The 16,858-nt window shown below is 71.0% G+C and carries 13 protein-coding genes and 1 pseudogene; 5 read left to right on the forward strand and 9 right to left on the reverse strand.

Annotation, left to right across the window (positions count from 1 at the left end; genetic code table 11):
• Positions 1-28: 28 nt before the first annotated feature.
• Genes ACPPVW_RS09230 through ACPPVW_RS09240 form a run of 3 tightly spaced genes read right to left on the reverse strand, consistent with a single transcriptional unit; the run spans position 29 to position 2,419 of the window.
• Positions 29-1,015, reverse strand: coding sequence for a sensor histidine kinase (locus ACPPVW_RS09230; RefSeq protein ID WP_426626185.1), 987 nt, complete (start codon positions 1,013-1,015; stop codon positions 29-31).
• Positions 1,012-1,674: a response regulator transcription factor gene (locus tag ACPPVW_RS09235; protein WP_426626278.1), complete on the reverse strand. Its 663-nt coding sequence runs from the start codon at positions 1,672-1,674 to the stop codon at positions 1,012-1,014. The genes ACPPVW_RS09230 and ACPPVW_RS09235 overlap by 4 nt, the downstream gene beginning before the upstream one ends.
• A gap of 10 nt (positions 1,675-1,684) precedes the next feature.
• Positions 1,685-2,419: a phosphatase PAP2 family protein gene (locus tag ACPPVW_RS09240; protein ID WP_426626186.1), complete on the reverse strand. Its 735-nt coding sequence runs from the start codon at positions 2,417-2,419 to the stop codon at positions 1,685-1,687.
• A 156-nt stretch (positions 2,420-2,575) separates the two neighbouring features.
• On the opposite strand from ACPPVW_RS09240, the gene ACPPVW_RS09245 reads away from it, so the two are divergent.
• Both ACPPVW_RS09245 and ACPPVW_RS09250 read left to right on the forward strand, forming a co-directional pair.
• Positions 2,576-3,343 (forward strand): hypothetical protein, encoded by a 768-nt coding sequence (locus ACPPVW_RS09245; protein ID WP_426626187.1) that lies wholly within the window; start codon positions 2,576-2,578, stop codon positions 3,341-3,343.
• A 150-nt stretch (positions 3,344-3,493) separates the two neighbouring features.
• A complete protein-coding gene (locus ACPPVW_RS09250) occupies positions 3,494-4,222 on the forward strand; it encodes a hypothetical protein (RefSeq protein WP_426626188.1) in 729 nt (242 codons plus the stop codon).
• Between the two features lie 110 nt (positions 4,223-4,332).
• Here the strand turns inward: ACPPVW_RS09250 and ACPPVW_RS09255 are convergent, their stop codons facing one another.
• Positions 4,333-5,343, reverse strand: a complete 1,011-nt coding sequence (locus tag ACPPVW_RS09255) for a PHP domain-containing protein (RefSeq protein ID WP_426626189.1) — start codon at positions 5,341-5,343, stop codon at positions 4,333-4,335.
• A gap of 325 nt (positions 5,344-5,668) precedes the next feature.
• Between ACPPVW_RS09255 and acs the strand changes: the two genes are divergently transcribed.
• On the forward strand, positions 5,669-7,672 hold the full coding sequence (gene acs, locus ACPPVW_RS09260) for an acetate--CoA ligase (protein ID WP_426626190.1): 2,004 nt from the start codon (positions 5,669-5,671) through the stop codon (positions 7,670-7,672).
• 38 nt (positions 7,673-7,710) lie between these two features.
• On the opposite strand, the pseudogene ACPPVW_RS09265 reads toward acs, so the two are convergent.
• Positions 7,711-8,582, reverse strand: a pseudogene (locus ACPPVW_RS09265) (serine/threonine-protein kinase).
• Positions 8,579-10,621, reverse strand: a complete 2,043-nt coding sequence (gene glgX, locus ACPPVW_RS09270; RefSeq protein WP_426626191.1) for a glycogen debranching protein GlgX — start codon at positions 10,619-10,621, stop codon at positions 8,579-8,581. The pseudogene ACPPVW_RS09265 and the gene glgX overlap by 4 nt, the downstream one beginning before the upstream one ends.
• A 164-nt stretch (positions 10,622-10,785) precedes the next feature.
• Here glgX and ACPPVW_RS09275 point away from each other — a divergent pair, with 164 nt between their 5' ends.
• Positions 10,786-11,835: a YdcF family protein gene (locus ACPPVW_RS09275; protein WP_426626192.1), complete on the forward strand. Its 1,050-nt coding sequence runs from the start codon at positions 10,786-10,788 to the stop codon at positions 11,833-11,835.
• A gap of 9 nt (positions 11,836-11,844) precedes the next feature.
• Here ACPPVW_RS09275 and treZ read toward each other — a convergent pair whose 3' ends face one another.
• Entirely contained in the window at positions 11,845-13,611 is a 1,767-nt protein-coding gene (treZ, locus tag ACPPVW_RS09280; RefSeq protein WP_426626193.1) for a malto-oligosyltrehalose trehalohydrolase, read from the reverse strand.
• The gene (gene treY / locus ACPPVW_RS09285) at positions 13,608-15,935 is read right to left on the reverse strand and encodes a malto-oligosyltrehalose synthase (protein ID WP_426626194.1); all 2,328 of its coding nucleotides are present in this window, start codon (positions 15,933-15,935) and stop codon (positions 13,608-13,610) included. The genes treZ and treY overlap by 4 nt, the downstream gene beginning before the upstream one ends.
• A 173-nt stretch (positions 15,936-16,108) precedes the next feature.
• Between treY and ACPPVW_RS09290 the strand changes: the two genes are divergently transcribed.
• Entirely contained in the window at positions 16,109-16,282 is a 174-nt protein-coding gene (locus ACPPVW_RS09290; protein ID WP_426626195.1) for a CsbD family protein, read from the forward strand.
• Between the two features lie 77 nt (positions 16,283-16,359).
• Here ACPPVW_RS09290 and ACPPVW_RS09295 read toward each other — a convergent pair whose 3' ends face one another.
• The gene (locus ACPPVW_RS09295) at positions 16,360-16,758 is read right to left on the reverse strand and encodes a RidA family protein (protein WP_426626196.1); all 399 of its coding nucleotides are present in this window, start codon (positions 16,756-16,758) and stop codon (positions 16,360-16,362) included.
• Positions 16,759-16,858: the final 100 nt, after the last annotated feature.

The raw sequence follows: 16,858 nt of genomic DNA on the forward strand, positions 1-16,858 counted from the left end.
GGTTCGCTGTCGCGGGTCAGCGGGCGGTTCAGCGGGCCGGGAGGCGGAGCTCGAGGGCAGTGCCGGTGGGGCCGGTGGAGGCGACGCTCACCTCGCCGCCGTGCCGCACGGCGACCTCGCGCACGAGCGCCAGGCCGATGCCGAAGCCCGAGCGCGAGCGGCCGGCGGCCGCGGGCTCGGCGCGGGCGAACCGGTCGAAGATCCGCGCGGGGTCGATGCCCTGGATGCCGGGCCCCTGGTCGGCGACGGTCAGGGAGGCCGCGCGGCCGTCGCGCCGAATCGTCGCGGTCACGATCCCGCCCGAGGGGGAGTGCGAGACCGCGTTGTCGAGCAGGGCCGTCGCGCACCGTTGCAATGTGGTGGCGGGCACGTCGCTCGCGACATCGTCGCGCTCCACAAGCCGGACCTCCACTCCGGCCTCCTGCGCCAGCACCTGCAGCGACTCGACCGCGCGTCGCACCGGGCCGGTGAAGGCGACCGGCCCCTCGGAGGCCGCGGCCCGCTCGCGCTCGGGGTCGGCGGCGAGCAGCAGGTCGTTCACGACGTCGATGAGGGTGCGGGTGTCGTCGCGCAGCTCAGCGACGGTGGCCGCGGAGGGGTCGCCGGGCGGGAGGCCGCGCTGCAGCACCTGCAGCCGCGCGTCCAGAACGGCGAGCGGGGTGCGGAGCTCGTGGCTGGCGTCCGCGACGAAATCCCGCTGGCGGCGCAGCGCCTCCCCGAGCGGTCGCACCGCCCGGCGCGTCACGATCACAGACAGGACGCCGGCGACGACGACGGCCAGCACGCCGACGATGATGAACGCCAGCATCGCGTCGACGGTGTCGATGTAGATCTTGTGCTCGCCGGGGCGGGGCGCCTCCTGCAGCTCCGCGGGCTGCAACTGGTCGAGCACGAAGAAGAAGGCGACGCCGATCGCGGCCACGACGAGCGCTCCGGAGGCGATGGTCAGCTGCAGTCCGACCGTGCGGGAGGCGCGGCGCACCTCCAAGGAGTCGACGTCGCGGTTCCGGCTCACAGCTGTCCCAGCCGGTAGCCCTCGCCCCGCACCGTCGCGATGAGTTCGGGGTCGGTCTTGCGGCGCAGGTAATGCACGTAGGTGTCGACCGTGCCCGGCTGCTCGTCCGCCTCGAACACGGCCTCCAGGATGTGCGTGCGCGAGAAGGTGCGCAGCGGGCTCTCGGCGAGCAGGCGCAGCAGGTCGGACTCTCGTGCGGTCAGCTGGATGCGGCCCTCGTAGGGCGAGTAGATGCTGCGGCTCTCGGGGTAGAACCTCCACTCGCCGACCGGAAGCTCCCTCCCCTCCCCGGTGAAGGTGCGGGTCAGCGCCCGCAGTCGTGCCAGCAGCTCGTCGAACTCGAACGGCTTGACGAGGTAGTCGTTGGCGCCGGCGTCGAGCCCCTCGACCCGGTCCCGCACGGAGCCGAGCGCGGTCAGCATGATGATGGGCGCGACGACTCGCCCGTCGCGCAGCTTGCCGACCAGCGCCGCCCCATCGATGCCGGGGAGGCGGCGGTCGACGACCAGCGCGTCGTAGCGGCCGTCGAGGCCCTCCCGAAGCCCGCTCTCGCCGTCGGCGACGAGCGTCACGTCGTAGGTCTCCGAGAGCACCTGCTCGATGAGCGGGCCGAGGCGCGGGTCGTCCTCGACCAGCAGTACGCGCGGGCGGGCCTCCATATCGCTCACCCTAACTCCCGCCAGGTCGTCGCGCAGACGAGACCCTCACCGCGACGGCCGAGGCGACCGGCGTCGGCGCGAACCGCCGCAGCAGCGCGAGCACGAGCAGCACGGCAGCGGTGGCGTAGACCAGCGAGGCGAGCACGTCGCTCGGGTTGTGCACGCCCAGGTACACGCGCGAGAACGCGGTCAGCAGGGGAACGACGATTGCGAACGCCAGCAACGGCCGCCGCAGCCGGCCGCGGCCGAACACGATCAGCAGCGCGAGCCCGAGCGCGACGGCGAAGCTGGTGTGCCCGCTCGGGAAGCTGAAGCCGGTGTCGGTGAGCACGTGATGCGGGAGGTCGGCCGGAAGCGGGCGCGAGCGACGGACGACGTCCTTGACGAGCGTGCTGCCCAGCCACGGGATCAGCGCCAGGGCGGCGAACGCGATCGCAGCGCCCGGCCTGCGCAGGCCGAGCCACGCGACGGCCGAGACGAGCCCGACGATGACGAGCGCCGCGATCGGCGAGAACACGACGGAGTCGGCAAGCGCGACCATGTCGACGAACGGGGTGCGCGTGGCCTCGATCGCCTGGATGACGGCGAGGTCGCCCGCGGTGACAGCCGGCGACGCCGCAATCGCGAGGCCGGCCAGCACCACAAGGAGGATGACGCAGAGGGGGAGGACGATCGCGCGCGCCGTCGCGTTGGGGGTGCTCCGCGGGCGATGCGGGGTAGGCTGGCGATTCTGGGTGGCGGTCATGGCTGTCCTTACGTTGACCTCCCACCCTGCGCTGCGCTTCCCCAGATGCCGCTAAGGATGGCCAGGTGCCGCTCAGGATGGCCAGACCGCCGCCGCCCTCTCAGAGGATGCCGCCCTCTCAGAGGATTCTGGGAGGCGGCGGGCGATGCTGGCGGGATGCTCCGCAACAAGGTTCCAGCGGTCACCGCGCTGTTCTGGGTCACGAAGCTCCTCACCACGGCGATGGGGGAGACGACCTCCGACTATCTGGTGAAGAACTACGACCCGGTGATCGCCGTGATCGCCGCGTTCGTGGTCTTCGCGGGAGCTCTCGCGCTGCAGTTCGCGGTGCGGAGGTACATCCCGTGGGTCTACTGGCTGACCGTGCTGATGGTCGCGGTGTTCGGCACGATGGTCGCGGACGTCCTCCACATCGTGCTCGGTGTGCCGTATCTCGTGTCGACCGTGTTATTCGCGATCGTCCTCGCCGCGGTGTTCGTCGTCTGGTACCGCGCGCAGCGCACCCTGTCGGTGCACCACATCGACACGCGCGCCCGCGAGTTCTTCTACTGGTGCGCTGTGCTCGCCACCTTCGCCCTCGGCACCGCCGTCGGCGACCTCACGGCGATGACGTTCGGGCTCGGCTACCTGGCCTCCGGCATCCTCTTCGGCGTGCTGTTCGCGATGCCTGGCATCGCGTACCGGTGGTGGGGGATAGGGGCGACCGCCGCCTTCTGGACCTCATATGTTCTGACCCGCCCGTTCGGGGCGTCGATCTCCGACTGGCTCGCCGTGTCGCACGCGCGCGGCGGCCTGGATCTCGGGACCGGACCGGTCAGCCTGGTGCTGTTCGCGGCGATCGTCGTCTGCGTGATCGTGATGACCGCGCGCCGGTCCGTGGAGCGTGCAGCCGCCCCCGCCGCCGAGGCTTCACCCGCTGCGTGACGAGCCTGCCGGCCCTCGGGCGGATTGTCAGGGCTCCCTTTCGGTGGGATTCTGCAGGTTCTCTTCGAGCTGGGTCGCCGTGTGTTGCCGCCTCCCGAGCGGGATTCTCCAGGTTCTCTTCGAGCTGGGCACTGGTACTCTCTGTCGGGTATGCCGTCCGCGTCCCTCCCCCTTCGCACTCGCGGCCGCCGCTCGGCGGGTCGTCGTGCCGTCGCGCCGCCGCGGCCGAAGCCGGTGCTGCGGCTTCCGCTGCGCCACCGGATGGGCGTCGCCCTCGCGGTGATCGCGCTCGTGTGCGGGTTCTCGATCGTGCCGACGGACGCCGCGCTCGCCGCCACGGCATTCCGCCTCCCGGAGGCCGAGCTCGCGCCGGGGTCGCCACCCGATCAGGGCATCCTCGTGGACGCCACGATCGGCGCGCCGGTGGTCGACAGGGACACGCTCGGAGCGACGGACAGCATCCAAGGCCTCGCCCGCATCGGCACGAACAAGTCGTGGGCCCAGCTCGTGCTCATGTTCGGCGGCTGGCAGACGACGGACGCCAATGTGACGGTGCTGCTGCGCTGGATGCGGCAGGAGAACGGTCCGCCGGACTGGTGGAACCGTAACAATCCTCTCAACAACGGCTACGGCTCCGGCGGCGGCTCCGGCCTCGGGAGCTACCCCGATCTCGTGACTGCCGCCAAGTACTGCGCCGAGAACCTGCAGCGCGGTTACCCGGGGATCGTCGCGGGCCTGAACGCCGGCACCAGCGCCGACGCGACGGCCGAGGCGATCTGGGCCTCCCCGTGGGCGAGCAGCCACTATGCGAACGGCGCTCACTGGAGCACCGCCCCCGTCCAGATCGTCCAGGCCCCGGCCTCCGCCTGGGGCAATTGACTCCCGAAGGCCGCCGAGGGGCACGTTAACGCCCCTAAAATCGCGGCGTAAGGGCGTTTACGTGCCCCTCGGCATCGTTGTTCGGGTGCCGAAAATCGAGGGTCGCCGAGTCAGCCCTTCGCGAGCCAGTCCCGGAGCTTCGGCAGCGGCCACGTCGTCACGATCCGCTCTGCGGGCACACCGTTGGCAGCCGCGCGAGCTGCGCCGTAGGCCAGGAAGTCCAGCTGGCCCGGCGCGTGCGCGTCGGTGTCGATCGAGAACAGGCAGCCCGCGTCCAACGCGCGCTGGATGAGTTCGTCCGGAGGATCCTGCCGCTCGGGCCGCGAATTGATCTCGACCGCGACGCTGTTCTGAGCGCACGCCGCGAACACGGCGTCGGCGTCGAACTCGCTCGGTGGCCGGGTTCCGCGCGCGCCCTGCACCAGCCTCCCCGTGCAATGGCCGAGCACGTTCGTGTGCGGCGCGTGGATGCCGCCGAGCATCCGCGCGGTCATCGTGCGGCTGTCGGCGCGCAGCTTGGAGTGGACGCTCGCGACGACGACGTCGAGTCGGGTGAGCAGCTCGGGCGTCTGGTCGAGGGTACCGTCTTCGAGGATGTCGACCTCGATCCCGGTGAGGAGGGTCACGCTGCCGCTGTCGAGGCCGGTGATGGCCTCGAGCTGCTCCTCCAGCCGCTCGGCGCTCAGCCCGCTCGCGACCGTCAGAGTGGGCGAGTGATCGGTGATCGCCTGGTACTCGCGGCCCAGCGTGGCCGCGGCCGCCGCCATCACCTCGATCGGGGTCGTGCCGTCCGACCACTCGGTGTGGCTGTGGAGGTCGCCGCGCAGCAGCGAGCGCAGCTCAGCGCCCCCGGCATCCAGCGGCTCGGTATTGCGCTCGCGCAGGTCGGCGAGGTAGTCGGGCACGTCGCCGGCGGCGGCCTGCGAGATCACCTGGAAGGTGCGGTCGCCGATTCCTTTGGTGCGCTTGAGTCTGCCGTCGGCGACGCGGGCGGCGACATCGTCCGAGCCCAGCGGGGCGATGATTGCGGCGGCCTTGCGGAACGCCTGCACTTTGAAGGAGGGCGCGAGCTCGCGCTCGAGCCAGAAGGCGATCTCGTTGAGCGCTGCGACCGGGTCCATGCCCCTCATCCTGCCCTGGGCCGGGTGGCCGCGCCATCCTGCTCGCCGCAGGCGTCTCGTGACCGTTCATTCGGAGATACGGTGCCGCACGAGCCGATTCTCCGGCGGACCTCCGCGCGGCGTGTCGGGCAATTCTCCGGAGTTGCAGCAACTCCGGAAGGTCGAGCGGACACGCCGACCTGGAGTCCGTTCGAACGGAGATCCGCAGCCGGGATCACGCGATCTCCGGGGTTACGGGCCGGGTGGGAGCGACGGGTCGGCGGCAGGGTTACGAGGGGTTACGGGAGGTGACGGGCGCGGCGCGCGGGTCCCGTAGCGTGGCGAGGTGAGCAGTGCGATCGAGAACCTGGGCCGCGAGACCCGCCTGTACGAGCCGAGCCCGGAGTTCGCCGCCCAGGCGAACGTCGGACCGGAGGTGTTCGACCAGGCCACCGACCCCGTCGCGTTCTGGGAGCGGCAGGCGGCCCGCCTCGACTGGGCGGAGCCCTGGCGCACCGCGCACACCTGGGAGCCCGCGACGCCGACGGAGGATGGCGAGCTCAGCATCCCGCGCGCCGAGTGGTTCGCCGGCGGCCGCCTGAACGCCGCGGTCAACTGCGTCGACCGTCACGTCGCCGCCGGCGACGGCGACCGGGTCGCCCTGCACTTCGAGGGCGAGCCGGGCGACCGGGAGACCGTCACCTACGCCGACCTGCAGCGCCGGGTGGCCCGCGCGGCGAACGCGCTCACCGCCCTGGGGATCGGGAAGGGCGACCGCGTCGTCGTCTACCTCCCCGTCATCCCCGAGACGGTCGTCATCACGCTTGCGATCGCGCGCGTGGGGGCCATCCACTCGCTCGTGTTCGGCGGGTTCTCGGCGGAGGCGCTGCGCTTCCGGGTGGAGGACACCGGGGCGAAGCTCCTGGTGACCTCCGACGGCCAGTTCCGGCGCGGCGCGGCCGTGCCGGTGAAGGCGCAGGCCGACGCCGCCGTCGCGGGCGACAACGCGATCGAGCACGTGCTCGTGGTGCGCCGCACCGGCGAGCTCACGCCCGACGTCCCGTGGACGCCGGGCCGCGACGTCTGGTGGCACGACACCGTCGACACCGCGCCGAGCACTCACGAGCCGGAGTTCTTCGACGCCGAGACCCCGCTGTTCATCATCTACACGTCCGGCACGACAGGGAGGCCGAAGGGCGTCGTCCACACGACAGGCGGCTACCTCACGCAGGCCTCCTGGAGCCACTGGGCGCTTTTCGACGCCAAGCCGGACGACGTCTACTGGTGCACCGCCGACCTCGCCTGGGTGACCGCGCACACCTACGTGCTGTACGGACCGCTCTCCAACGGCACGACCTCCGTGATCTATGAGGGCACCCCGAACACGCCCTCCACCGGCCGGCACTTCGAGATCATCGAGCGCTACGGCGTGACCACGTATTACACGGCCCCGACGCTCATCCGCACGTTCATGAGCTGGTTCCCCGAGGGGCTGGCCGCCGCCGGCGACTGGGACCTCTCCAGCATCCGGCTGCTCGGCACCGTGGGGGAGGCCATCAACCCGGAGGTGTGGGTGTGGTTCCGCGACCAGCTCGGCGCCGGCCGCGCTCCGGTGGTCGACACCTGGTGGCAGTCGGAGTCAGGTGCCGCCATCGTCGCGCCGCTTCCCGGCGTGACCGCGTTGAAGCCGGGCTCGGCGACGCTGGCCGTGCCGGGCGTGACGGTGCGCGTCGTCGACGAGCACGGGGAGGACGTCCCGCGCGGGTCGGGCGGCTCCATCGTCATCGACGGCACCTGGCCCGCGATGTCGCGCACGGTCTGGGGCGACCCGGAGCGCTACCGCGACTCGTACTGGCGGCAGTTCGCCGACCGCGGCTACTTCCTCGCGGGCGACGGCGCCGCCGTCGACGACGACGGTTACCTCTGGCTGCTGGGGAGGCTCGACGACGTCATCAACGTGTCGGGCCACCGCCTCTCGACGATCGAGATCGAGTCGGCGTTGGTCGCTCATCCCTCGGTGGCGGAGGCCGCCGTCGTCGGCGTGGGCGACGCGAAGACCGGCCAGGCCGTCGCCGCGTTCGTCATCCCCGCTGGCGTCGAGGCGGCTCGCGGGACGGGTCGCGGGCCGGAGGCGGCCGAGCTTCGCGACCAGGTCGCGCGGGCAATCGGCGCGATCGCCAAGCCGCGCCACATCGTGGTCGTCGACGACCTCCCGAAGACCCGCTCGGGCAAGATCATGCGCCGGCTGCTCGTCGACCTGTTCGACGGCCGGCCCCTGGGCGACACCACCTCCCTCCAGGACGAGACTGTCCCCTCCCGCATAGCGGCCTCGCTCGCCGCCGAGACGTGAGTAATCGCGGGAATCCGGCGAGGGATTTCCGCGACTCCTCACGTCTCGGTTGTGGCCGCGGTGGCCGCGGTGGCCGCGGCCATGACCGCCTCACGGAACGCGGCGGTGAGCTGCGCTGCGGCCGGCCGAAGGGAGGGGTCACGCGCTGTCATCGCGCGCAGCAGCGTCGTCCATTCGCCGGGGAGGTCGTCCGGGACGGGCGGGTCGAGCGTCAGACGGGCGAGCGCCGATTCGACCGCGCCGCCCGGGAAGGCGACCTCGTGCGTCAAGCATTCCAGCAGCACCAGGCCGAGCGAGTAGACATCGCTCGCGGATGCGGCCGTCTTCAGCGACGCCTGCTCCGGGCTCAGGTAGGCGGCCGTCCCCGTGGTCGTCTTCCCCTCCGCCTCGGTGTGCTGGGAGGCCAGGATTCCGCCGGCGATCCCGAAGTCGGTCAGGCGCGCGCGGGCGCGGAACGTCGTCGTGCCGTACCTCACCAGCATCACATTCGACGGCTTGATGTCGCGGTGCACGACGCCGTTCGCGTGCACGTACTCCAGCGCTTCGGCCAGGTCGTAGGCGATCTGGCGATCTCCTCCGTGGTCAGGGCGCGCTGGCCGAGGGTCGTGGCGAGGTCGCTGCCCGAGACCAGCTCCATGACCAGGAACGGCCGCGGGTCCTTCGGCACGGAGTAGTCGATCCCCGCGTCGATGAGCGACACGATGCCGTGATGGCTCAGCCGGGCGAGGGCGGTCTGCTCCGTGCGGTATTGCGCCATCTCCTCCTCACCGCCCGAGCGGTAGAGCTTGATGGCGACCTCCCTGTCGAGGATCTCGTCCGTCGCCTTGAAGATGCTCGCCTCCCCGCCACGGCCGATGAGGGTCTGCGGGCGGTACCGGCCCAGCAGCGCAGGGATCGCGGGCTCGCTCACGACGTCACCGCCGATCGGAGCAGGGCGAAGGCGGTCTCGCCGACGATCACGCTCTCGCCGTCGTTCAGGGCGAGGTGGGGGTCGCTGGTCAGCTCGAGCTCCCAGTCCGCTCCCGATGGTTCGGGGAGGACGAACTCGACGCCGTTCCTGGCGGCGTTCAGCAGCAGGAGGAACGCGTCGGCGCCCTCGTGCATGAGGACGAACGCGATCGAGCGCGCCTCCAGGTCGGCCCAGTCGGCGTCGGCGAACGGTTCCCCGTCCGCGCGCACGATCAGAACCGTGTCGGGGCCGCCGACGTCCGGAGCGTGGCGGTACCACTCGGGCCGCAGTGCCGGCTCGGCCCGGCGCAGGCGGATGAGTTTCGACGTGAACTCGTGCAGCTCCCAGTCGGCGTTATGCCAGTCGTACCAGGAGATCTCGTTGTCCTGGCAGTAGGCGTTGTTGTTGCCCTGCTGCGTGCGGCCGATCTCGTCACCGCCGAGGATCATCGGCACGCCGGCCGACAGCAGGACGGTGGCCAGGAAGTTCTTGCGCTGACGGGTGCGGAACGCGAGGATCCCCTCGTCGTCGGTCGGACCCTCCACGCCGTAGTTGTCGGAGCGGTTGTCGGATTCGCCGTCGCGGTTGTCCTCGCCGTTCGCCTCGTTGTGCTTCTCGGTGTAGCTGGTCAGGTCGGCGAGGGTGAAACCGTCGTGGGCGGTGACGAAGTTGACGCTCGAGAGCGGAGCGCGGCGCGAGTCCTCGTAGATGTCGGGACTGCCGAGGACGCGCTGCGAGAGGGTGGCGAGCACACCGGGAGTGCCCCGCCAGTAGTCGCGCACGTCGTCGCGGAACGTGCCGTTCCACTCCGACCAGTCGGCGGGGAAGCCGCCCAGCTGGTATCCCGCGACGTCCCAGGGCTCGGCTATCAGCTTGACCTCGGCGAGTGTCGGGTCCTGCTGGATGAGGGTGAGGAACGCGCTGTGGAGGCTCGCGTCACCGCCCTGGCGGGTGAGCGTGGTGGCGAGGTCGAAGCGGAAACCGTCGATGTGGTAGTCGTCGACCCAGTACCGCAGCGAGTCCATGATCAGCTGCAGGGCGGCCGGGTGGCTGACGTTGACGCTGTTTCCCGTACCCGTCGTGTCGAAGTAGTGGGCGCGATCGCCGTCGACGAGCCGGTAGTAGGAGGGGTTGTCGATCCCCTTGAAGCTGTAGGTCGGGCCCAGGTCGTTGCCTTCCGCCGTGTGGTTGTAGACGACGTCGAGGATGACCTCCAGGCCGGCGGCGTGCAGGGCCTTCACCATCCCCTTGAACTCGTCGACCTGGTGACCGGTGTCGCCTGTCGCCGCGTACTCGTTGTGCGGGGCGAAGAACCCGATCGAGTTGTAGCCCCAGTAGTTGCGAAGGCCCTTCTCCGCCAGGTGCGCGTCTTGCACGAACTGGTGCACGGGCAGCAGCTCGACGGCGGTGACGCCGAGGTTCTTGAGGTACTCGACGGCGGCGGGGTGGGCCAGTCCGGCGTAGGTGCCGCGGAACTCTTCCGGAACCCACTCCATGAGCTTGGTGAAGCCCTTGACGTGCGTCTCGTAGATGACGGTCTCGCTCAACGGGATGCGCGGCCGCGCGTGGTCGCCCCAGTCGAACTCCTGGCGGTCGACGGCGATGCCGAGGGCGACATGTCGCGCTCCGTTGGTGTCGCTGCGTCGTCGCGGCCGCGCGAGCTGGTGGCCGAAAACGGCCTGCGAGTTGTCCCACGACCCGGTGACGGCGCGCGCGTGCGGAGGCAACAACACCTTGGCCGCAGCGAACCGGAGGCCGTTCGCCGGGTCCCATGGGCCGGCGACGCGGAGGCCGTAGCGGGTGCCGGGGACGAGCCCGGCGACGAAACCATGGAAGACGTGGCCGGTGCGCTCACGAAGCTCCGTGCGCGACTCGCGTCCGCGTGCGTCGAAGTGCGAGACGAAGACCGCGTCGGCGTTCTCGCTGTAGACCGCGACGTTGGCACCGCCCTCGACGAGGGTGAGACCGAGCGGATACGGGAGCGATCCGTCGCCGCTCACCTGCGGCCCCACGAAGGAAGCCGGCGACAGCGGGACTGGGGGCAGAGCTGGGGCACGGTGCCTCCGATCGATAGACCGACAGGTTACCGGCGCGGGAGCGGCTCCGGGAAGCGGTTGACAGATGAAAGGAGGAACGCTATTCGACGCTGCGTTATGGTGAACTGATGTCTCTGCTCTTCACCGTGACAGCCGCCCTTGCCTTCATCGTCGTCGCCGTGCGCATGTGGCGGACGGACAACCGGCGGCTCAGCATCGGGGTCATCGCCGCCATCGGCGGGTACTTCGCGATCGAGTCGCTGCTGGTCGGGTTGGAGGGGATGCTCCCGGCCGCCATCGTCTTCACGATCCCGCTGACGCTGCTCCCGCTCCTGATCCTGGTGCTGGCGGCCTACCTGATCGCCAATGGCCTGCGGATGCTGCGCAGGGAGAGCAGGAGCCTCGCGAACGGACTCTCGCTCATCGCTGGAGTCGCACTCCTCGCGGTGCCGGTGTTGACCTATCTCGCGCTGACGGCGATGGTCTCGACGCATGACTACCCGATCGTCCTGCGTGCCGCCCTCGCCGCCGTGATCGTCATCGTTGCGCTCGGATCGACCTACGTCGCCGCCTTCTTCGTCCTCTTCCTGGTTTACGGGCTGGTCTACCGACACGCTCGCGTCGGCGACTACGACGCGATCGTCGTGCTCGGCGCCGGCCTCATCGACGGTCGCGTGCCGCCGCTGCTCGGCGCGAGGCTCGACCGCGGGTCCGCGCTCTTCTCCGCCCGGCGCTCGACAGGGGACGACTGCGTGCTGATCCCGACGGGCGGTCGCGGGAGCGACGAGCCGCGCTCTGAGGGCGAGGCGATGGCCGAGTACCTGCGTGACGCGGGCGTGCCGGCGGACCGTGTGCTCGCCGAGACGGAGGCAGTGAACACCGAGCAGAACCTCCTGCTCTCGCGGGAGATAGCCGAAGCGCACCGACCAGGCTCGCGGGTTCTGATCGTGACCAGCGGCTATCACGTGCTGCGCGCCGCGATGCTCGCACGCCGTGTGGGGCTGCCCGCCGCGGCTACCGGCGCGAAGACCGCGCGCTACTTCGTCCCCTCGGCGACGCTGCGGGAGTTCGCCGCCGTTGCGGTGATGTTCCCGCGCATCCAGAAGGCGGCAGCCGCGCTCTGCGTACTGGCGGGGCTCGGCGCCGGGGCCATCCTGTGGCTGGCCGATGCGGTGTGAGCGGGCCGGTCATCGGGTGACGCGTACCGCATCGCCGAACACGGCGACGACGACGTCCCCGGGACTCGCCACAGCCCCGGCATCCGCCTGCGCCCTGGAGTCGGCCGCCCCCGCCGACGCCAGCCCCTGACCGCTCAGCGCAGCCTCGACCCGGAGCCCACCGCGCGTGAAGCGGAACACTCCAGCGCTGCACGACACCGCGGTCGCGCGGGCGTCGGCCGGCACCTCCCTGCGCAACTGGATCAAGCGGCGATACCAGGAGAGCAGCCGGGCGTGGCCGGGCTCGTCGAGTTCTGCCCAGCGCAGCCGGGCGCTCTCGAACGTGGCCGGGTCCTGCGGGTCGGGGACCACAGTCGGGTCCCAGGCCATGCGTGCGAACTCGGCGATGCGGCCGGTGCGGGCGGCCTCCGCGAACTCGGGCTCCGGGTGGGAGCTGAAGAACGGCCAGGGCGTGGTCGCACCCCATTCCTCGCCCATGAAGAGCATCGGTGTGAACGGGCCGAGGAGGATGAGCGCGGCTGCGACCGCCAGCGAGCCGTCGCGGAGGGTCGCGGTGAGGCGGTCGCCGATCGCCCGGTTGCCGATCTGATCGTGATCCTGGCTGAACGCGACCAGCCGAGTGAACGGGATCTCCGCGTCGAGTGGCCGGCCGTGGTGGCGCTCGCGGAAGCTCGAGTAGGTGCCGTCGTGGAAGAGACCGCGCTCGAAGACTTTCACGAGGGACTCCGGCCCCTCGAAGTCGGCGTAGTAGCCGCTGGTCTCGCCGGTGAGGTTGACGTGCACGGCGTGGTGCAGGTCGTCGTTCCACTGGGCGTCGAGGCCGTAGCCGTGCCTGCGGCGCTCGCGGATCAGCCGCGGGTCGTTGAGATCGCTCTCGGCGATGAGGGTCGCTGCGCGCCCGGTGCGCTCCCGGATCGCGGCCGCCTGCCGTGCCAGGGCCTCCAGGATGTGCTCGGCACTGCTGTCGCGCAACGCGTGCACGGCGTCGAGCCGCAGCCCGTCGACGTGCATGTCGTCGAGCCAGAACGCTGCATTGTCGAGGATGAGTCGACGCACCTCGTCCGACCGCGGCCCGTCGAGATTGACGGACGCCCCCCAGGTGTTGCGTCCGTCGCTCAGGTAGGCGCCGTACGTCGGGAGGTAGTTGCCGCTTGGTCCGAGGTGGTTGTAGACGACGTCCTGGATCACGGCCACGCCGCGCGCGTGACACGCGTCCACGAACCGCTGGTAGGCGTCCGGGCCGCCGTACGGCTCGTGCACGGCGAACCAGAGTACGCCGTCGTAGCCCCAGCCGTGGGTGCCGTTGAACGCATTGACCGGGAGCAACTCGACCGCGTCGACTCCGAGGTCGACGAGATGGTCGAGCCGGTCCGTGGCGGCATCGAGTGTCCCCTCCGGCGTGAACGTGCCGACGTGGAGCTCGTAGATCACCCGGCCGGCGAGTGAGTCGGAGCGCCACGCCTCGTCGCCCCACTCGTAGCCGGAGGGGCTCCATTCGCGGCTCAGCGCGTGCACTCCGCCGGGCTGACGCCGTGAGCGCGGGTCGGGGTACGGACCTGCGCCGTCGACGACGAAGCCGTAGTCGAGGGCGTCCGCGCCGGCCTTGAGGGCGTGCGCAAGACGCCACCAGCCGTCGTCGCGCTGCATCGGATGCCGCCCCAGGCCTGCGACGTCGACCGACGCCGACTCGGCGTCCGGCGCCCACACCGGAAACGTGCGCGCGGGAAAGGTACGCGCTGGAGACGTACGCGCCGCAGCGATCTCCAAGGCCGTCATCGCGCCACCGCCAACAGGGCGACCGGATAGCGGTCGAAGACCCCCGCCAGGAGGACCCGGCCGCTGAACGTCCGTCCGGTCAGCTCGTCGCGGAGCCGCCGAGTCCCGACGTCTACCACTGTGTCGCCCCAGCCTCCCGCTCGTTCCAGCCCGACCGGGAGCCGAGTCGCGAGCGCGATCGCCCCTCCCCGGTCGAAGGCCACCAGGTGGTCCGATCGAGATCCGCTCGCCAGCAGCGGTCGGTAGCCGGTGAACAGCTCGGGGCGGTCGCGCCGCAGGCGCAGCGCGCGCGAGGTCACCAAGAGCTTCGCTGCGCCGGACGAGTCGATGGCGGGTAGGCGCCCTTCGTCGAGGTGCGCGAGCAGTCCGGCCGCCGCGTCGAACTCGACCGGACGGCGATTGTCCGGGTCGACGAGCGAGCGTTCCCAGCGCTCGGAGCCCTGGTACACATCGGGAACGCCCGGCGTCAGCAGCTGAAGCAGTTTGGCTCCGAGGCCGTTGCTCGCCCCGGGCGACTCCACGACCGCGGCGATCGCCTCCACCTCGGCGGCGACCCGCGCGTCATCGAAGACGGCGTCGACCAGATCGGCGAGGGCACCCTCGAACACTACGTCGGGGTCGGTCCAGTCGGTGCTGGCTCCGGCCTCGCGTGCGGCCTTGAGCGCGTAGGCGTGCAGCCGTGCACGCGACGTCGGCCACGCCCCGACGATCGACTGCCAGAGCAGGTTCTCGAGCGTGCCGTCGCCGAGCCCGACCCGTTCGCGCACTGCGCCGAGGAACCGCGCCCAGCGTTCGGGGACCTCCGCCAGCACCGCGATCCGTGCACGTGTGTCCTCGCTGCGCTTGGTGTCGTGGGTGCTCAGCGCGGTGAGCGACCGCGGGAGGTCGGCGAGGCGCTGCTCCTGGAGACGGTGGAAGTCGGCGACAGCGAGGGCGAACTCCGACGGATCCCCGCCCACCTCGGTGAGGGAGGTCAGCCGCGTGTATCGGTAGAAGGCGTTGTCCTCCACGCCCTTGGCCATGACCGCGCCGCTCGTCTGCTGGAAGAGTGCGGACGCCGCGGACAGCCGCCCGTCGTCGTCGGGGGCGAACCCCTCGACCAGAAGCCCCAGCGTCTCCGTGAGGTCGGGACGTGCCGCGACCGCGGCGGCGTGTGCCGCGGTCACATGGTCTTCGCCGAAGGGGAGGTAGCTCCGATACACGGGGAACGCCGCGGCGAGTTCGGCAACGGCGTCGGCGACCTCGTCGTCGGCCGGAACCGCGTCACCGGAGGCTGCCGCTCCGGTCTCCCGCGCGACTCGCAGCACCTCCGAGCGGAGGATGCCGTCGGCGATGGCCCGCTTGCGCCGGTGCACGAGCCCGGCCCAGTCACGGCTCTCTTCGCGCCCGTCGTGCTCCTCCGCGAGCGCGGTGAGCGGCTCCTCGCCGGCAGGGTCGACGAAGACCCGGTCTACGATGCCGAGGGCGTCGTACCCGGTGGTGCCCGCGGTCGGCCAGTGCGGGATCTTCTCGTCGCCCTCCAGGATCTTCTCGACCCAGACCGGGCGCCCGTCGGCCAGCTGCGCGAGCCGCTGGAGGTAGTCGCCCGGGTCGCGCAGCCCGTCGGGGTGGTCGACACGCAAGCCGTCGACGAGCCCCTCGCGCAGCCAGCGGCCGATCTCGGCGTGCGTCGCGTCGAAAACCCGCGGTAGTTCGACACGCACTCCGGCGAGGGTGTTCACCGCGAAGAACCGCCGGTAGTTCAGCTCGGCGTCGGCGCGCCGCCACGAGACCAGCTCGTAGTGCTGCCGGTCGTGCACCGTCGGCGCTGTGCCCATCTCCGTGCCGGGAGCCAGCGGAAAGCGGTGCTCGTAGTACCGCAGTTCGACTCCTTCGACGCGCAGCTCCGAGAGTTCGTCCGTGCCGTCGCCGAGCACCGGGATACGCAGCCGGCCGTCGCCGAACTCCCAGTCGATGTCGAAGAACTCCGCGTACGCGGAGTCGCGGCCGAGCTTCAGCACGTCCCACCACCACGGGTTCTCGTGCGGCACGGCGACGCCCAGATGGTTGGGCACGATGTCGACGACGACGGCGAGCCCGCGTGCGTGAGCAGCGTCCGCGAACTCGCGGAGGGCCTCCGGCCCGCCGCGCGACTCGTCGACCCGTGTCGGGTCGACGACGTCGTACCCGTGCGCCGACCCCGAAGCGGCCTGCAGCAGCGGCGAGAGGTAGACGGCGCCGGCGCCGAGCCGCTGGAGGTAGTCGAGCGTCTGCGCGGCATCCCGCAGCGTGAACGCGGGTGTGATCTGGAGGCGGTAGGTGCTTGTCGGTACGTCGTTGCTCACACCGTGGATTCTTTCGCGCGCCGGCCGCGCCAGGAAGGGGCTGGACATTCCGGTGGAGAACTCGCAGCACCCCGGTGTTGTGAGGGGATTGATTTTTGGGTGCCCGCGTGCAGCCTGGACGACCTCCCCGGAGGGTGGGAGCCTCGGGTCTACGCAGACGAAAGGGGAGAACGATGGGACTCGACGACAAGATCGAGAACGCCGCTGAGAACGCCGGCGGCAAGGCCAAGGAAGGCGCCGGCAAGGCGACCGGGGACGAGCGCCTCGAGGCCGAAGGCAAGGGCGACCAGGTCAAGGCCGACCTCAAGAACGCCGGCGAGAAAGTGAAGGACGCCTTCAAGCACTGAGGCGACCGACTGAATGCCCCCGCCCCGTCCACGTGGGTGGGGGCTTCGGACGCCCGGGACGAGCCGGGACGGCGGATTCAGGCTGTGACGGCCGCGATCGCGCTGATCTCGATGAGTGCTCCCGGCACTCCCAAGCCCGCGACGCGCGAGGCTGTGACCAGCGGAGGAGCGCCTTCCCTCGCCAGCCGCGGAGCGATGGCTCCGTACGCGGCGCCGAGATCGGCCGCGTCGTCGATGGCGACGAACCACTGCACCACGTCGTCGAGGGAGGCCCCGGCCGCCGCCAGCGCGACCTCCGCATTGTCGAGCGCGCGCGCGGCCTGTGCGCTCACCTCGGGCGAGACGAGCGTCCCGGTCTCGTCGACGCCGTTCTGACCGCCGAGGTAGACGGTCGTCGCGTCGGCCGGCACGACGGCGACATGGCTGAAGGCGGGGCTGCGGACGAGTCCGAGGGGTTGCAGGAAGGTGATGGCCATGGCGACATCGTGGCAGGAGGCGCCGGTCATCCGCCAGGGCTGCGGTGCCCCCGCGCCGGGAATGAGCCGACTTCGCGCGCCGGAAGAGACGGGTGACGGT

The sequence above is a fragment of the Leifsonia sp. McL0607 genome (genome assembly GCF_049993355.1).
GTDB lineage: Bacteria > Actinomycetota > Actinomycetes > Actinomycetales > Microbacteriaceae > Leifsonia.